The 14,362-nt window shown below is 64.4% G+C and carries 13 protein-coding genes; 4 read left to right on the top strand and 9 right to left on the bottom strand.

All coding sequences use genetic code 11. The annotated features are described in order from the left end of the window. Positions 1 to 96 precede the first annotated feature (96 nt). Both gyrA and ATO9_RS18070 read left to right on the top strand, forming a co-directional pair. Positions 97 to 2,838 (top strand): DNA gyrase subunit A, encoded by a 2,742-nt coding sequence (gene gyrA, locus ATO9_RS18075; RefSeq protein WP_202902161.1) that lies wholly within the window; start codon positions 97 to 99, stop codon positions 2,836 to 2,838. Then, positions 2,838 to 3,701, top strand: coding sequence for a LysR family transcriptional regulator (locus ATO9_RS18070; protein ID WP_043752714.1), 864 nt, complete (start codon positions 2,838 to 2,840; stop codon positions 3,699 to 3,701). Before gyrA ends, ATO9_RS18070 begins: the two co-directional genes overlap by 1 nt. Before the next feature lie 412 nt (positions 3,702 to 4,113). Here the strand turns inward: ATO9_RS18070 and ATO9_RS18065 are convergent, their stop codons facing one another. Genes ATO9_RS18065 through ATO9_RS18055 form a run of 3 tightly spaced genes read right to left on the bottom strand, consistent with a single transcriptional unit; the run spans position 4,114 to position 7,538 of the window. Further along, a complete protein-coding gene (locus ATO9_RS18065; protein WP_052418451.1) occupies positions 4,114 to 5,610 on the bottom strand; it encodes a carboxypeptidase M32 in 1,497 nt (498 codons plus the stop codon). Next, entirely contained in the window at positions 5,610 to 6,746 is a 1,137-nt protein-coding gene (gene ctaA, locus ATO9_RS18060; protein WP_043752712.1) for a heme A synthase, read from the bottom strand. The genes ATO9_RS18065 and ctaA overlap by 1 nt, the downstream gene beginning before the upstream one ends. A 57-nt stretch (positions 6,747 to 6,803) precedes the next feature. Beyond that, positions 6,804 to 7,538: an RNA methyltransferase gene (locus tag ATO9_RS18055; RefSeq protein ID WP_043752709.1), complete on the bottom strand. Its 735-nt coding sequence runs from the start codon at positions 7,536 to 7,538 to the stop codon at positions 6,804 to 6,806. A gap of 109 nt (positions 7,539 to 7,647) precedes the next feature. On the opposite strand from ATO9_RS18055, the gene ATO9_RS18050 reads away from it, so the two are divergent. Continuing rightward, the gene (locus tag ATO9_RS18050) at positions 7,648 to 8,268 is read left to right on the top strand and encodes a thiamine phosphate synthase (RefSeq protein ID WP_043752706.1); all 621 of its coding nucleotides are present in this window, start codon (positions 7,648 to 7,650) and stop codon (positions 8,266 to 8,268) included. A 5-nt stretch (positions 8,269 to 8,273) separates the two neighbouring features. Here ATO9_RS18050 and olsA read toward each other — a convergent pair whose 3' ends face one another. From olsA to ATO9_RS23955, 3 genes are all read right to left on the bottom strand, one after another. After that, positions 8,274 to 9,107, bottom strand: a complete 834-nt coding sequence (gene olsA, locus ATO9_RS18045; protein WP_043752701.1) for a lyso-ornithine lipid O-acyltransferase — start codon at positions 9,105 to 9,107, stop codon at positions 8,274 to 8,276. After that, positions 9,104 to 9,880 (bottom strand): L-ornithine N(alpha)-acyltransferase, encoded by a 777-nt coding sequence (gene olsB / locus ATO9_RS18040; RefSeq protein ID WP_043752697.1) that lies wholly within the window; start codon positions 9,878 to 9,880, stop codon positions 9,104 to 9,106. The genes olsA and olsB overlap by 4 nt, the downstream gene beginning before the upstream one ends. Before the next feature lie 184 nt (positions 9,881 to 10,064). Then, positions 10,065 to 10,241, bottom strand: a complete 177-nt coding sequence (locus tag ATO9_RS23955) for a DUF3553 domain-containing protein (RefSeq protein ID WP_081979652.1) — start codon at positions 10,239 to 10,241, stop codon at positions 10,065 to 10,067. Between the two features lie 35 nt (positions 10,242 to 10,276). On the opposite strand from ATO9_RS23955, the gene ATO9_RS18035 reads away from it, so the two are divergent. After that, positions 10,277 to 10,882: a histidine phosphotransferase family protein gene (locus ATO9_RS18035; RefSeq protein WP_043752694.1), complete on the top strand. Its 606-nt coding sequence runs from the start codon at positions 10,277 to 10,279 to the stop codon at positions 10,880 to 10,882. 3 nt (positions 10,883 to 10,885) lie between these two features. Here the strand turns inward: ATO9_RS18035 and ATO9_RS18030 are convergent, their stop codons facing one another. From ATO9_RS18030 to obgE, 3 genes are read right to left on the bottom strand one after another with little or no spacing between them, the layout of a single operon-like run. Continuing rightward, a complete protein-coding gene (locus tag ATO9_RS18030) occupies positions 10,886 to 12,151 on the bottom strand; it encodes a glutamate-5-semialdehyde dehydrogenase (RefSeq protein WP_043752692.1) in 1,266 nt (421 codons plus the stop codon). Between the two features lie 14 nt (positions 12,152 to 12,165). Next, the gene (gene proB / locus ATO9_RS18025; RefSeq protein ID WP_238318802.1) at positions 12,166 to 13,329 is read right to left on the bottom strand and encodes a glutamate 5-kinase; all 1,164 of its coding nucleotides are present in this window, start codon (positions 13,327 to 13,329) and stop codon (positions 12,166 to 12,168) included. Continuing rightward, entirely contained in the window at positions 13,317 to 14,360 is a 1,044-nt protein-coding gene (gene obgE, locus ATO9_RS18020; protein WP_043752689.1) for a GTPase ObgE, read from the bottom strand. The genes proB and obgE overlap by 13 nt, the downstream gene beginning before the upstream one ends. Between the last annotated feature and the right edge of the window lie 2 nt (positions 14,361 to 14,362).

Here is a 14,362-nt window from a genome sequence, read left to right as displayed (position 1 = left end):
AAATCCAGTGTCCGGGGGCCATTGCACCCCAGAAAGGGTGGGTGCTATAGTCTGGCACAACAAGATATAGAAGCTGCCAAAGAACAGGCTCCGACAGTGACGGATACTCCCGAACCCCCTGAGAACGAAGAGGAAATCCCGCGCCCGTCCTATGACGGTCCGACGGTGTCGATCACCGACGAGATGCGGACGTCCTACCTCGATTACGCGATGTCGGTCATCGTGGCCCGTGCGATTCCCGATCTGCGCGACGGGTTAAAACCTGTGCATCGCCGCATCCTCTTTGCCATGCACGAAAGCGGCAACACCCACGACAAGGCGTATCGCAAGTCCGCCCGCCCCGTCGGCGACGTCATGGGTAAGTACCACCCGCATGGCGACAGCGCGATCTATGACGCGCTGGCCCGGATGGCGCAGGATTTCTCGATGTCGCTGCCCTTGCTGGATGGCCAGGGGAACTTCGGTTCGATGGACGGGGACAAGCCCGCGGCCATGCGTTACACCGAGGTCCGGATGGACAAGCCGGCGCAATACATGCTGGCCGATATCGACCGCGATACCGTCGATTTCCAGGACAACTATGACGGCAAGGACCGCGAACCCTCGGTTCTGCCGGTCCGCTTCCCGAACATGCTGGTCAACGGGGCCGGTGGTATCGCTGTCGGCATGGCAACGAACATTCCGCCCCACAACCTGGGCGAAGTGGTGGATGCGACGCTGGCGCTGATCGAAAAGCCCGACATGTCGATCGAGGACCTGATCGAATACGTTCCCGCCCCCGACTTTCCGACCGGGGGTGTGGTGCTGGGTCGGTCCGGTGCGCGTAAGGCCTATACCGAAGGCCGCGGCAGCTGCATCGTGCGCGCCAAGACCCACGTCGAAGAGCTTCGCAAGGAACGCTACGCGATCATCATCGACGAGATCCCCTACCAGGTGAACAAGTCCTCGATGATCGAGAAGATCGCCGAACAGGTCCGCGAGAAGAAGATCGAGGGCATCGCCCACGTTCAGGACGAATCCGACCGGCACGGTGTCCGCGTTGTGATCGAACTGAAACGCGATGCGACGCCCGACGTGGTGCTGAACCAGCTGTGGCGCTTCACGCCGATGCAGACCTATTTCGGCTGCAACATGCTGGCGCTGAACGGTGGCCGCCCCGAGGTTCTGACCCTCTACGGCTTCCTGTCGAACTTCATCACCTTCCGCGAAGAGGTCGTCGCGCGGCGCACCGCCTACCTGCTGCGCAAGGCGCGTGAACGGTCCCACATCCTGTGTGGTCTGGCCGTGGCCGTGTCGAACGTGGACGAGGTCGTCGCGACGATCCGTGCCTCTGCCGATGCGGCCGAAGCGCGTGAAAAGCTGATGACCCGCCGCTGGCCGGCCGAGGAAATCGCGCCCTATATCCAGCTGATCGACGATCCGACCCATCGGATGAACGACGACGGCACCTACAACCTGTCCGAAGCGCAGGCCCGCGCCATCCTGGAACTGCGCCTGCAGCGCCTGACCCAGCTTGGCGTCAAGGAAGTGACGGACGAGCTTGAGGAACTGGCGGGCAAGATCAAGGAATACCTTGAAATCCTCGCCTCCCGCGAGCGGATCATGGGCATCATCTCGGACGAGCTGCGCGAGGTGAAGGAATTGTTCGCCGTGCCGCGTCGCACCGAGATCGTCGACTGGTCCGGCGACATGGAGGACGAGGACCTGATCGAACGCGCCGACATGGTCGTGACGATCACCCAATCCGGTTATATCAAGCGGACCCCGCTTGAAGATTTCCGCGCCCAGAAGCGTGGCGGCAAGGGGCTGTCGGGGATGGCAACGAAGGATGACGACGTGGTCACGTCGCTCTTCGTGGCAAACACCCATACGCAGCTGCTGTTCTTCACGACCGACGGCATGGTCTACAAGCTGAAGACCTGGCGCCTGCCGCTGGGCGGCCGGACCTCCAAGGGCAAGGCCATCGTGAATATCCTGCCGATCCCGACCGGTGTCTCCATTGCAGCGATCATGCCGGTGGACCGTCCGGAAGAGGATTGGGGCGACCTTCAGATCGTCTTTGCCACCTCGGCCGGGACCGTGCGCCGCAACGCGCTGTCGGATTTCACCAACGTCATGCGCAACGGCAAGATCGCGATGAAGTTCGAAGGCGACGCCGAAGGCATGCGCCTGATCAACGCGCGGATCTGCGGCCCCGATGATGACGTGATGCTGTTCACCCAATCGGGCCGGGCCATCCGGTTCCGTGCCTCCGACGTGCGGGTCTTCAACTCCCGCAACTCGGTCGGGGTGCGCGGAGTGAAGCTGAACGACGATGACGAGGTCGCCTCGATGTTCGTCCTGCCCAGCTTTGCCGCGGAATCCGACGAACGGGCCTCCTACCTCAAGATGCGCCGCGCCATGGCGGGCGATGTCGAACAGACCAACGACGAGGAAGAGGGCAACGCGGACATGCCGCTGCCCCAGGACCGCTATGCCGAGATGTCGGCCGCCGAAACGCTGATCCTGACGATCACCGCGGGTGGTGCCGGCCACATCAGCTCCTCGCATGATTATCCGCTGCGCGGTCGCGGCGGGATGGGCGTCACCGCCTGGGAGAAATCCATGCGCACGGGCGAGGTCATCGCGGCCTTCCCGGTCGAAATGGACGACCAGGTGATGCTTGCTACCTCCAAGGGTCAGTCGATCCGCGTTCCGGTTGATGGAATTTCCTTCCGGTCGCGCAGTGCGGGTGGCGTTCGTGTGTTCAATACCGGTAAGAATGAAACAGTTGTCTCGGTCGCGCGGATTGCCGACCAGGGAGAAGAGGACGACGCAGAGGGAACGGAAGAGACGTAATGCTTAAGGGGGCGGAATCGCAGGTCGAGAACTGGGATGATCTGCGGTATCTCATGGCGGTGCACAAGACGGGCTCCATGAGCGCGGCTGCGCGGTTGCTCAGCACCAATCCGGCAACCGTGTCGCGCCGCCTTGCGCGTCTCTCCGAAGCTTTGGGCTACGAACTGTTCCACAAGACCCCGGACGGCTGGGTCGCCAGCGAGGCGATCGGACCCCTGCTGGAAAGCGTGACCAGCTTCGAAGGCGAGATCGAGAGTTTTCTCAACGCCAACGAATCCACCGCTGGTCAACTGTCGGGCGCGATTTCCATTGGCATGCCGGGGTCGCTGGCCGTTGGCGTGCTGTACCCCAAGATGGGACGGCTGGTCACCGAACATCCCGGTATCCGGATCAGCCTGCACGCCCAGACCTACCGCGATACGCTGGGCGAAAACGACCTGATCATATCTCCGCTGCGGCCGCAGCAGGGCCGCCTGATCGTACGTCCTATCGGCACGGTCCATTCCAATATCTACTGTTTCGAGGACTCGCCCCGTGACGGCGCCTGGATTGGCCTGCTGCGCAATCACGACCCCTACGAGCCGATGCAGCGCGCCATGTCGCTGATGGGCGGGCGTCCGCCGTCGATGCGGGTCGAGACGTTGCACGACGTGTCAGAGGCGATCCGCAAGACCCGCCTGCCCGGCCTGACCCTGCGCATGGATGCGATGACGGAACCCGGCCTCACGCTTTACGACAAGAACAGCCCCGACCTCGAGACACCGCTGTACCTGTGCTATCACGAGACGCGTCGCCGTGATCCCTTGTTGCAAGCGGTGATTGATTGGGCAACCGACGCATTCGATACCGCCGACGCGTTGTAGGTCGCAAATCTGATGCTATTTGGCATCAGGTTGACGACATATAGTGTCACCATTCATGCAAAGACGCACTTGCTGGACTAAAGGCCTTGTCGGATCAACCATGACGTGCAATACCTATGCTTGTAACTAGGTTGCTTGGTTTCACGGTTCGAATACGCCTCAGCGATGGCGATCTGGGCATCTACCCTCGTCCACATTGTCTAGCCACGCGTCCGTGAACACCTGCTCCACCACAAGGTGGAAGGTACCCGTAATGTCATAGGGTTCGTTCGACCCCGGAATGTGCAGAAGTTCCGCTGACGTGACGGTTTCGATGATGGTTTGACGTTTCTACCCCGTCATACCCTCTTTACTGGGTCGGCCCGAACAGCCGACCCAATTTTTTTGGGTATACCCATCCCTTCAGAACCCGTCAGAGATCGTAGAGTTCAGAGAACTTCGCCTCGATATAGTCGAGCAGCGGGCCGGCCGTCGGCGCAGCACCACAGGCGCGCGTGATGACCTCTGCGGGGCGATAAAGCCCGCCATGCTGCTGCACGTTCTCGCGTAGCCAGGCGGTGGCGGCAGCGGTGTCGCCCTGCGCCAGGTCGCTGTCGAGCGACGGCAAGGCGTCCCGCATTGTGGCATGCAAGCAACCGGCATAGACATTGCCCAGGGAATAGGTCGGGAAGTAGCCGAACAGCCCCACGGACCAGTGCACGTCCTGCAGGCAGCCCAGCGAGGCGCGCGGCACGGCATAGCCGAAATCCTTCTCGAACCGCTCGTTCCATGCGCTTTCCAGGTCGGCTGCGGCCAGGTCGCCGGAAATCAGCGCCCGCTCCAGATCGAAGCGCAGCATGATATGCAGGTTATACTGAAGCTCGTCCGATTCCGTGCGGATGAAATCCTTCCGCACCCGGTTCACCGCCGCATAGAAGGCATCCGGCCCGTCGAGGCCCAGATCGCCGAAGGTGTCGGTCATCTGCCCGTAGAGCCAATGAGTGAACGCACGGGAGCGCCCCAGCTGGTTCTCGTAGATCCGGCTCTGGCTTTCATGCACGCCCATGGACACACCGCCGCCCAGCGGGGTCAGCGCGTAATCGGGGTTGATTCCCTGTTCGTAACAGGCGTGCCCGACCTCGTGGATCGTGGAATATAGGCAATTGAACGGATCGGTGGCGCTAGTCCGCGTGGTGATCCGCACGTCCGACCCGGAGCCGGAGGAGAACGGATGCACGGACTTGTCCAGCCGCCCGCGGGTCAGGTCGTAACCGAAGGTCCTGGCCAGTTTCACCGCCAGCGCCATCTGCTTGTCTTCGTCGAATTCCCCGGTCAGGCCTTCGGGCGCGGGTTTCTCAAGCACCTTTTCGCGCAGCGCACGCAGGCGTGGCCGCATCTCGCCGAACATCGCCTCAAGCTGGGCTGCGGTCATGTCGGGCTCGTAATCGTCCACCAGCGCGTCGTAGCGGTCGCCGCCATCGGCCAGCGCGGTGCCCTCCTCCTGCCGCAGGCGCACAACCTCGGCCAGGACGGGGGCGAAGGCGGCGAAGTCGTCTTTCGCCCGCGCCTCGGCCCATTTCCCCTGCGAGATCGATGTGACCCGCGCCAGTTCCGCCGCCAGCCGTGCCGGCACCTTCATGGTGCGGTCATAGGTACGCCGGATATGGCGCAGCTTGGCCGCGTCGACCTGCGACAGCTCTGCCCCGTCGGTGGCCGCCAGCCATTCGCCGATCCGGGGATCGGTCCGGCGCGCATGCAGGATCGAGGACAGGGCCGCCATTTCCTCACCGCGCTGCTCGGCCGCGCCACGGGGCATCATGGTCTCCTGGTCCCATTCCAGGCGGCCAGAGATACCGGCCAGCGCCTCGGTCTCGTGCTGGAAGGCCAGCAGGTCTTCAAGCGCGGCTGTCTGCGTGTTGGTGGCGGTCATCACTTACCTCTGACGGATTGGGGAACGGGATAGGCGGCGTGGAACCGTGCGCGCAGGATCAGCACGAAGGTCGCCACGGCCAGCAGCTGGTGGGTGATCGCGACGTGAAGGTAGGCACCGGAGATCACGGTGTAGATACCCAGCAGCACCTGCCCCGTCAGCGCCACGAAGGCGACGGTAAAGGCGCCACGCGTCACCACATGCGCAGACCGGCGCCCCCGCAGCAGAACCATGATCGAGAAGGCGAACAGCACATAGCCCGTCATCCGATGGATGAACTGCACCAGTCCCGGATTTTCCAGGAAGTTGCGCCAGGCCGGTTCCAGCATCATCGGATCCGGCGGCAGGAAGCCACCGCCCATGGTGGGCCAGTCCGTATAGCTGCGCCCCGCATCAATGCCGGCGACCAGTGCGCCGATGATGATCTGCAGGAAGGCGAAATGGGTCCAACCCGTCGCCAGCGAAAACAGCTTGTCCTCTTTCGAGCGGCGCGCCTGCATCAGGTCCCGCTCTTCCCGGCCCAGCAGCATCGTGTACCATGCGATGAATCCGAGGATGATGAAGGCCAGCCCAAGATGCGTCGCCAGTCGGTAGGACGCGACGTCCAGCATCGTGCCCTCAAGGCCCGAGGACACCATCCACCAGCCGATTGCACCCTGCACACCGCCAAGCGCACCGATGAAGAACAACCGCCCGGTCCAGCCCGGCGGTATGCGCCGCGCAGCCAGAAAGCCGAAGAAACCGATGGCCCAGACAAGGCCGATCACGCGGCCCAGCTGACGGTGCCCCCATTCCCACCAGTAGATCGTCTTGAAGTCGTCCAGCTCCATCCAGGCGTTCTGGACCTGGAATTCGGGGATCTGTTGGTATTTCTCGAACTCCGATTGCCAATCGGCCTCGTTCATCGGGGGCATCGCCCCGGTCAGCGGCCGCCACTCGGTGATCGACAGCCCGCTATCGGTCAGACGTGTCAGCCCGCCCACGGCAATCATCACGACGACGAGCGCGAAAAGCAGCATCAGCCACAGCCGTATCCCCTTGCGGGCCCCGCGCCGGGCGCGGTCGATCCCGCCCTTGGCGATCTCGGGCCGGGTTTCGTCGGTCACTTCCTCGAAAAGCTTGCGTTTCTCGGCCATCGGCACGTCCTTCTGTCGTCTGAGCGGAACCTAGTCGCCGCCCCCTGCCCCGGCAAGTCAGTCGCCGCGCTCTTTCCACCGGACCATCTGACGCAGGACCCCGTGCAGCATCTGCACATCGGCCCGGGTCAGCGGCATCCGGGACCACAGGTTCCGCAGGTTGAGCTTCATCCCTTCGGCCTTGTGCTCGGGGAAGAAGAAGCCCGCCTCGTCCAGCCGGCTTTCGTAATGCTCGGCCAGTTTCTCCATCTCGATGTTGGAGGCCCATTCGGTCCCCGCCAGTTCCACCCGTTCAGCCTGGGCATCGCCGGTCTGGCGACGCCATTCATAGGCACAGAGCAGCACGCATTGCGCGAGGTTGAGAGAGGCGAAGTCCGGGTTCACCGGCACGTTGATCAGCGTGTTGGCCCGCGCGATGTCGTCGTTTTCCAGCCCCGCGCGTTCCGGGCCGAACATCACGGCGACCTTTTCGCCGCGCCCGATCATCTCGGCCGTCATCTCCATCGCGCGTTCGGGGGTGACGACGGGCTTGGTCAGCCCGCGGGCCCGCGCGGTGGTGGCGAAGACATGGGTCCGGTCGCCAAGCGCATCGGCCGTGCCGTCGAACAGCCCCGCCTCGTCCAGAAGCCGCCCGGCCCCCGAGGCCATGGCGACAGCACGCTGGTTCGGCCAGCCGTCACGGGGATCGACGATCCGCATCCGGTCCAGGCCGAAATTCCACATCGCCCGCGCGGCGGCGCCGATATTCTCGCCCATCTGCGGGCGGATCAGGACGAAGACGGGCTGGGACATGGGCTCTCCTTTTGTTGCCTGCCTCCTAGCCTTGCGCGGGCTTCTGAACAAGCCTTTGCGCGGCGTCGCGTTCGGCGCTATACCCCCGTGACTTGACGGAGAATCCCGCATGGCCGACGCAGAGCAGCCGCAAATCTACCTGATCTCACCGCCCGAGTTCGATCTGGGCACCTATCCCGAGGTGCTGAAGGCGGTTCTCGACGCACGGGAAATCGCCTGCGTCCGACTGGCGCTGGCCAGCCGGGACGAGGATCGCCTGTGCCGCGCCGCCGATGCGGTGCGCGAGGTCTGCCACCAGGCCGACGTGGCATTGGTGATCGACAGCCATATCCTGCTGGCCGAACGGATGGGGCTGGACGGTGTCCACCTGACCGACGGTGCGCGGTCCGTCCGCAAGGCCCGCAAACAGCTGGGCGCGGATGCCATCGTGGGCGCCCATTGCGGTGCGTCGCGGCATGACGGCATGAATGCCGGCGAGGCGGGCGCGGATTACATCAGCCTTGGCCCGGTCGGTGCGACGGCGCTGGCCGATGGTGAACAGGCCGAGTTCGAGCTGTTCGAATGGTGGTCGCAGATGATCGAATTGCCGGTCGTGGCCGAAGGCGGTCTGGATGCCGATTTGGTGGCGAAACTGGCGCCGGTCACAGATTTCTTCGGTGTCGGCGACGAGATCTGGTCCGACGACGACCCGGCCAATGCGTTGCGCAGCCTGCTCGCCCCGCTGGGCTGAGCCTCCTACTCGATGATCTGACGTTCGGGCGGCATGCCGCCCCGCACCGCCGCTTCGCAGGCGCGGGCCAGGGCCTTGCGGTCGGCGAAATCGGCGACCCGCAGGGGCGGATGATAGATCACCTCGACCTCGCCCTGCTTGCCCGCACCCAATACGCGGACCAGGTGCCAGCCAAAGCTCATCTCGCCCCACCATCCGTAGAACCGCGGATCGGCACCCTCGGGGGCGCGATAGACCATGGTGACGGGCTGGATCTTGAGCGTGTCGCGCAGGGCCGGATCGAAGAAGGCGGCGAAAAGCGTCGTCTTGAACGGCAGCACCCGCATCGCGTCGGTCGAGGTGCCTTCGGGGAAAAACAACAGCTTATGACCCAGGGATAACCTTTCGCGGAAGGTCTGCTCCTGCTGTTTCGCCTCGGACCGGACGCGGTTGATAAAGATCGTACCGGTGGCCCGCGCCAGGATCCCGATGCCCGGCCATCCACGCACCTCGGCCTTTGAAACGTAGTAGACCCACTTCGCCGCATGCAGGGTGAAGATGTCGATCCAGGCCACGTGGTTTGCGACGATCGCGCCGTGCTCCTTCATCGGGGTACCGGTGACCCGGAACCCCATGCCCGAGAAGAAAAAGAATGCGCGGCAGACCACCTGGGTCAGGTAGGGCGTCCAGGGGCGGCGCATCCCGTGGATCAAGCGCTCCACCTGCCGCAACAGGACCTGGATCAGCAGGCAGATCGCGATGAAGGTCCCAAACGGCACGGCCCGCAGCCAGAAGCGCAGCTTGGTCGCCCGGTCGAGCGGCGGCTGCGGCGCCTCTACCTTGTCCGGGTCCCAAGTCACGCGGCGCCCCGTCCGTATAGCCGGGCCTGTGCCTCGCTCATCTGCGCGGTGTCCAGCACCAGGCATACGTCGGTCGTGTTGAACGCATGATCCACGAAGGCGCCGTCGCCGACAAAGCCGCCAAGCCGCAGGTACCCCTTGATCAGCGCCGGCACGGCCCGCATCGCGGCGGGGCGGTTCAACTCGGCCTCCGGGATCAGGTCCATGCTCTGATAGGCCTCCTCCCGCGTGCGAACGCGCAGTTCCGGCGGCGCGAGGTGCCGGTGGTGCAGCAGCGACAGCGGCGCGGCAAGCGGTGCGATATCGGTGCCGTGGAAGGATGCGGTGCCGAACAGGATCTCGATCCCGCGTTCCTGCACGTAGTCGCCAAGCGCCGACCACATGTGGAACATGCCCGTGCCGCCGCGATAGTCGGCATGCAGACAGGACCGGCCCAATTCCAGCAACTTGCGACCCGATTGGCGCAGCACCGTCAGGTCGTATTCGTCCTCGGAATAGAATTGCCCGACCCGCACTGCGCCGTCATCCGTCAGCAGGCGATAGACGCCGACAACCTGGTCCCGCGCCGTGTCGCCCCGCGACCTATCCAGCAAGAGCAAGTGGTCGAATTCAGGGTCGAAGCGGTCTTTCTCAAGCTGGGCATCGTGATCGACCATCTCGCCATCGCTGCCCAGTTCCTGGACGAAAACGCGGTAGCGCAGATGCTGGGCGGCCTCGAGCTCTTCCGCGTCGCGCGCGAGCCGGACCGTGAAGTCGGGGTCGGGTCGTGGCATACGTTGGGGCCATCCTGTTGGTCGTGACGGAGGTTTACGGATTGCACAGGCCAAGCGCAATCCTTTCAGAGCGGCCATTCCTGGCAGTCCAATCGAAGCTGCCAAAAAGTTAAAGAGAACCGATTTCCGTTAACCTTAACGAAAGGTTCTCCCTCCATCCTGCCCGAGGGGGTTATCGAAACGTTCAGAATTGTGGGATGAGAGACACACGCGCGCCATCAATCACCACCTTCCCGGCCTCGGGAAAATTGACGGTGATGCGTCCGCCGATGTTGGATTGGACCTGTCCGACGCCCCAATCCGGCTTGTCCGGGTGAAGGACACGCATGCCCGGCTCCAGCAGTGAGTTGAGATCGTCCATTCCGTCACCTTTCCCATTCCTTGAAGGAGGTAGTCATGGCCAGTCATACCCGAACGATCGCGACGCTGATAGGCTCGCGCATCTGTCATGACCTGATTTCGCCCATCGGCGCCATCCAGAACGGGATCGAGCTGCTGACGATGGAGGGCAAGACAGGCCCCGAGATCGCCCTGATCGAAGACAGCGTGCGCAACGCGTCGGCCCGGATCCGCTTCATGCGGGTGGCCTTCGGCATGGCGGGCGGCGGTCAGACGATGGGCCGGGCCGAGATCACCTCGATCCTCGCCGATCTGGGGCAATCGGGGCGCGTCCAGTTCGACTGGCAACCCACAGAGGATTGCGTGCGCACCGCAGTGCAGGAGGTCTTCCTGGCCCTGATGTGCCTGGAAACGGCGATGCCGCGCGGGGGTCCGATCACGATCAGCAAGGTCGATGGCGCCTGGACCATCTCCGGCATGGCTGAAAAGAACCGCCCCGATGCGCGGCTGTGGGATATTCTCTGCGGGGCGGATCCGGGGGGTGACGCGGTGTTGCCCGCGCATGTGCAGTTCACATTGCTGCCCGAGATCCTGAACGATCGCGGCGTCCGGGCCGAAGTTGCCTCCGACCCGGATCTGATGACGATCCGATTCCCGGCCTGAGCGTCAGCCGCGCACCGTTCCCTTGCCTTCGACCAGGTATTTGAAGCTGGTCAGCTGCTCGGCCCCGACAGGGCCGCGCGCATGCATCTTGCCGGTGGCGATCCCGATCTCGGCGCCCATCCCGAACTCGCCACCATCGGCGAACTGGGTGGAGGCGTTGTGCATCAGGATCGCGCTGTCCAACCGTTCGAAGAACCGGTTCGCCGTCTTCTGATCGTCGGTCACGATACCATCGGTGTGGTTGGAGCCATAGGTGCGGATATGGGCAATCGCCTCGTCCACGCCATCGACGATCTTGGCCGCGCAGATCATGTCGAGGAATTCCTTGCCGAAATCCCCCGCTTCGGCCGCGACGGTGCCGTCGACCTGGGCCAGATCACCATCGGCCCGCACCTCGACCCCGGCCTTGACCAGCGCATCGACCACCAGCGGGCCGTGTGCGTCGTAGAAGGCGCGGTCGACCAGCAGGCATTCCATCGCCCCGCAGATACCGGTGCGGCGGGTCTTGGCGTTCAGCGCCAGTTCCACCGCCATGGCCGGGTCGGCCTTGGCGTCGATGTAGAGGTGACAGATCCCTTCGAGATGGGCAAAGACCGGCACCCGCGCCTCGCGCTGCACCAGCCCGACCAGCCCCTTGCCGCCGCGCGGCACGATCACGTCGATGAAATCGGTCATGGTCAGCATCTCGCTCACCGCGGCGCGGTCCCGTGTCGGCACCAGCTGGATCGCGGTTTCGGGCAGGCCCGCCGCCTTCAGCCCATCGACCAGGCAGCCATGGATCGCCGTGGAGGAATGGAAGCTTTCCGACCCGCCCCGCAGGATCACCGCATTGCCGGATTTCAGGCACAGCGCCCCGGCATCGGCGGTCACGTTGGGACGGCTTTCGTAGATCACGCCCACCACGCCAAGCGGCGTGCGCACGCGGCGGATATTCAGCCCCGACGGCATGTCCCATTGCGCGATCACGTCGCCCACCGGATCCTTCTGCGCCGCGACCAGTTTCAGCCCGTCGCGAATGTCGGCGATCCGGTCCTCGGTCAGCTTCAGCCGGTCCATCATGGCCGGGCTCAGCCCCTTGTCGGCACCAAAGGCCATGTCCTTTTTATTGGCCGCGATGATTTCGGCGCGTTTCGCCCAGATCGCATCGGCCGCGGCGTTCAGCGCCTTGGTCTTGACCTCTGGTGCGGCGAAGGCCAGTTCGGCAGAAGCAGCACGGGCGGCTTGTCCAAGCTCGGCCATCACCTGCGGAATGTCGTCCAAATCCTTCATAACGCTTTCCTTTTTCATTCAGCGGATGTGAGGACCGCCAGGTCATCGCGATGCACCAGGGCGGCCCTGCCGGGATAGCCCAGGATCTCCTCGATCTCGTCGGAGCGGTGGCCGGCAATGCGCCGCGCCTCGTCCGAAGTATAGCGGGTCAGGCCCTGGGCCAGCACCTCTTCGGCGGGGCCGGTCAGCTCAACCGGTTCGCCGCGCCCAAAGCGCCCTTCGACACGCGCCACGCCCGCGGGCAGCAGCGATTTGCCCTGTCCCATAGCGCGCACGGCCCCGGCATCCAGCACCAGCCGGCCCTTAGGCTTCATCGACGCGATCCATTTCTTGCGGGCGGTCTGCGGGTCGCCCTTGGCCAGGAACCAGGTCGCCGGGGCGCCCTCCTGCAGCCGTCGCAACGGGTTCAGCGGCGCGCCTTGCGTGATCGCCATGGCACAGCCGCCAGCGGTCGCCGTCTTGGCCGCCATCACCTTGGTTTTCATGCCGCCCTTGGACAGGCCAGACCCGGCATCACCCGCCATCGCCTCGATCTCGGGCGTGATCTGGACCACCCGGTCCAGCCGCACCGCCAGCGCATCGAGCGAGGGGTTCGCAGTATAAAGTCCATCGACATCGGACAGCAGGACCAGCCGGTCGGCCCCGACCGTCACCGCGATCTGAGCGGCCAGACGGTCATTGTCGCCATAGCGGATCTCGTCCGTGGCGACCGTGTCGTTTTCGTTGACGATCGGCACCACGCCGAAGCCCAGCAGCGTTTCCAGCGTCGCGCGGGAGTTCAGGTAACGCCGCCGGTCGCCGCTGTCCTCCAGCGTGACAAGAACCTGCCCCACCTTCAAGCCATGACGGCCAAGCGCGTCCGCATAGGCGGCAGCCAGCCCGATCTGGCCGGTCGCGGCGGCGGCCTGCGCCTGTTCCAGAGACAGGACACCCTGTCCCAGCCCCAGAACGCCGCGCCCCAGGGCGATGGAGCCAGACGACACAAGAACCACGTCAGCGCCCTGCGCCCGCAGGTCGGCCACATCGTCGGCCAGGCTTTGCAGCCAGTCGCGACGCAGAGCCCCGGTTTCACGGTCCACCAGCAGGGCAGAGCCGATCTTGACCACCACGCGGCGCGCATTGGCCAATCCGGTCTCGTTCAGGCTCGCGCCAAGGTCTGTGTCGGTCAGGGCTGCCAAGGCTCGTCCTCGCCTGTGTCTTCTTCCTGCTTGCGGCGCAGGCGATCTTCGCTGATCTGGGCCCGCAGGGCGCGAAGCACGTCGGTCGTGCCTTCCTGCGACGCACCGGACATCAGCATGACCGGGCCACCGACGGCGGCCTCAAGCTCTTCCTTCAGCATCTCGCGCAGCTCGTCATCCAGCGCGTCGACCTTGTTCAGGACGGTCACACGCGGTTTTTCGGCCAGGACGCCGCCATAGGCCTCAAGCTCGTTGATGATGGTGCGGTAATCGTCGCCCACGTCATCGGCGGTACAATCGACAAGGTGCAGCAGCACCGCGCAGCGCTCCACATGGCCCAGGAACAGGTCGCCCAGGCCCTTGCCCTCGGACGCGCCCTCGATCAGGCCGGGAATGTCGGCCACGACGAATTCCGCCCCATCGACGCCGACGACGCCCAGGTTGGGATGCAAGGTGGTGAAGGGATAATCCGCAACCTTGGGCCGCGCATTGGAGGTCGCGGCCAGGAAGGTCGACTTGCCCGCATTCGGAAGGCCCAGCAGACCGACATCGGCGATCAGCTTGAGCCGCAGCCAGATCGTCCGCTCGACCCCTTCTAGGCCCGGATTGGCCCGGCGCGGCGCCTGGTTGGTCGAGGTCTTGAAGTGCGCGTTGCCGAAGCCGCCATTGCCGCCCTTGGCCAACACGACGCGCTGGCCCAGTTCGGTCATGTCGGCGATCAGGGTTTCCCCGTCATCCTCGAGGATCTCGGTGCCGACGGGCACGCGCAGGATGATATCGTCGCCGTCCGACCCGGTCTTGAGCCGGCCCATGCCGCCCTGCCCGTTCTTGGCGAAGAAATGCTGCTGATAGCGGAAATCGATCAGCGTGTTCAGGCCGTCCACGGCCTCGGCGATGACATCGCCACCGCGTCCGCCATTGCCGCCATCGGGGCCGCCGAATTCGATGTATTTCTCGCGGCGGAACGAAACGCAGCCGTTCCCGCCGGACCCGGAGCGAATATAGACCTTTGCGAGATCGAGGAACTTCATCT

This window comes from Pseudooceanicola atlanticus (genome assembly GCF_000768315.1).
GTDB classification, from domain to species: Bacteria; Pseudomonadota; Alphaproteobacteria; order Rhodobacterales; family Rhodobacteraceae; genus Pseudooceanicola; species Pseudooceanicola atlanticus.
The sequence above is the reverse complement of the archived record's forward strand: the minus strand, read 5'-3'. Positions and strand labels throughout refer to the sequence as shown.

Coding starts and splice junctions, on each gene's coding strand:
- ATO9_RS23955 (WP_081979652.1), bottom strand. CDS start 10,241: ATGGACGATCTCAACTCACTGCTGGAGCCGGGCATGCGTGTCCTTCAC.
- ctaA (WP_043752712.1), bottom strand. CDS start 6,746: ATGGCCGAGAAACGCAAGCTTTTCGAGGAAGTGACCGACGAAACCCGG.
- ATO9_RS18065 (WP_052418451.1), bottom strand. CDS start 5,610: ATGACCGCCACCAACACGCAGACAGCCGCGCTTGAAGACCTGCTGGCC.
- ATO9_RS18035 (WP_043752694.1), top strand. CDS start 10,277: ATGGCCAGTCATACCCGAACGATCGCGACGCTGATAGGCTCGCGCATC.
- ATO9_RS18030 (WP_043752692.1), bottom strand. CDS start 12,151: ATGAAGGATTTGGACGACATTCCGCAGGTGATGGCCGAGCTTGGACAA.
- olsB (WP_043752697.1), bottom strand. CDS start 9,880: ATGCCACGACCCGACCCCGACTTCACGGTCCGGCTCGCGCGCGACGCG.
- obgE (WP_043752689.1), bottom strand. CDS start 14,360: ATGAAGTTCCTCGATCTCGCAAAGGTCTATATTCGCTCCGGGTCCGGC.
- ATO9_RS18050 (WP_043752706.1), top strand. CDS start 7,648: ATGGCCGACGCAGAGCAGCCGCAAATCTACCTGATCTCACCGCCCGAG.
- ATO9_RS18070 (WP_043752714.1), top strand. CDS start 2,838: ATGCTTAAGGGGGCGGAATCGCAGGTCGAGAACTGGGATGATCTGCGG.
- ATO9_RS18055 (WP_043752709.1), bottom strand. CDS start 7,538: ATGTCCCAGCCCGTCTTCGTCCTGATCCGCCCGCAGATGGGCGAGAAT.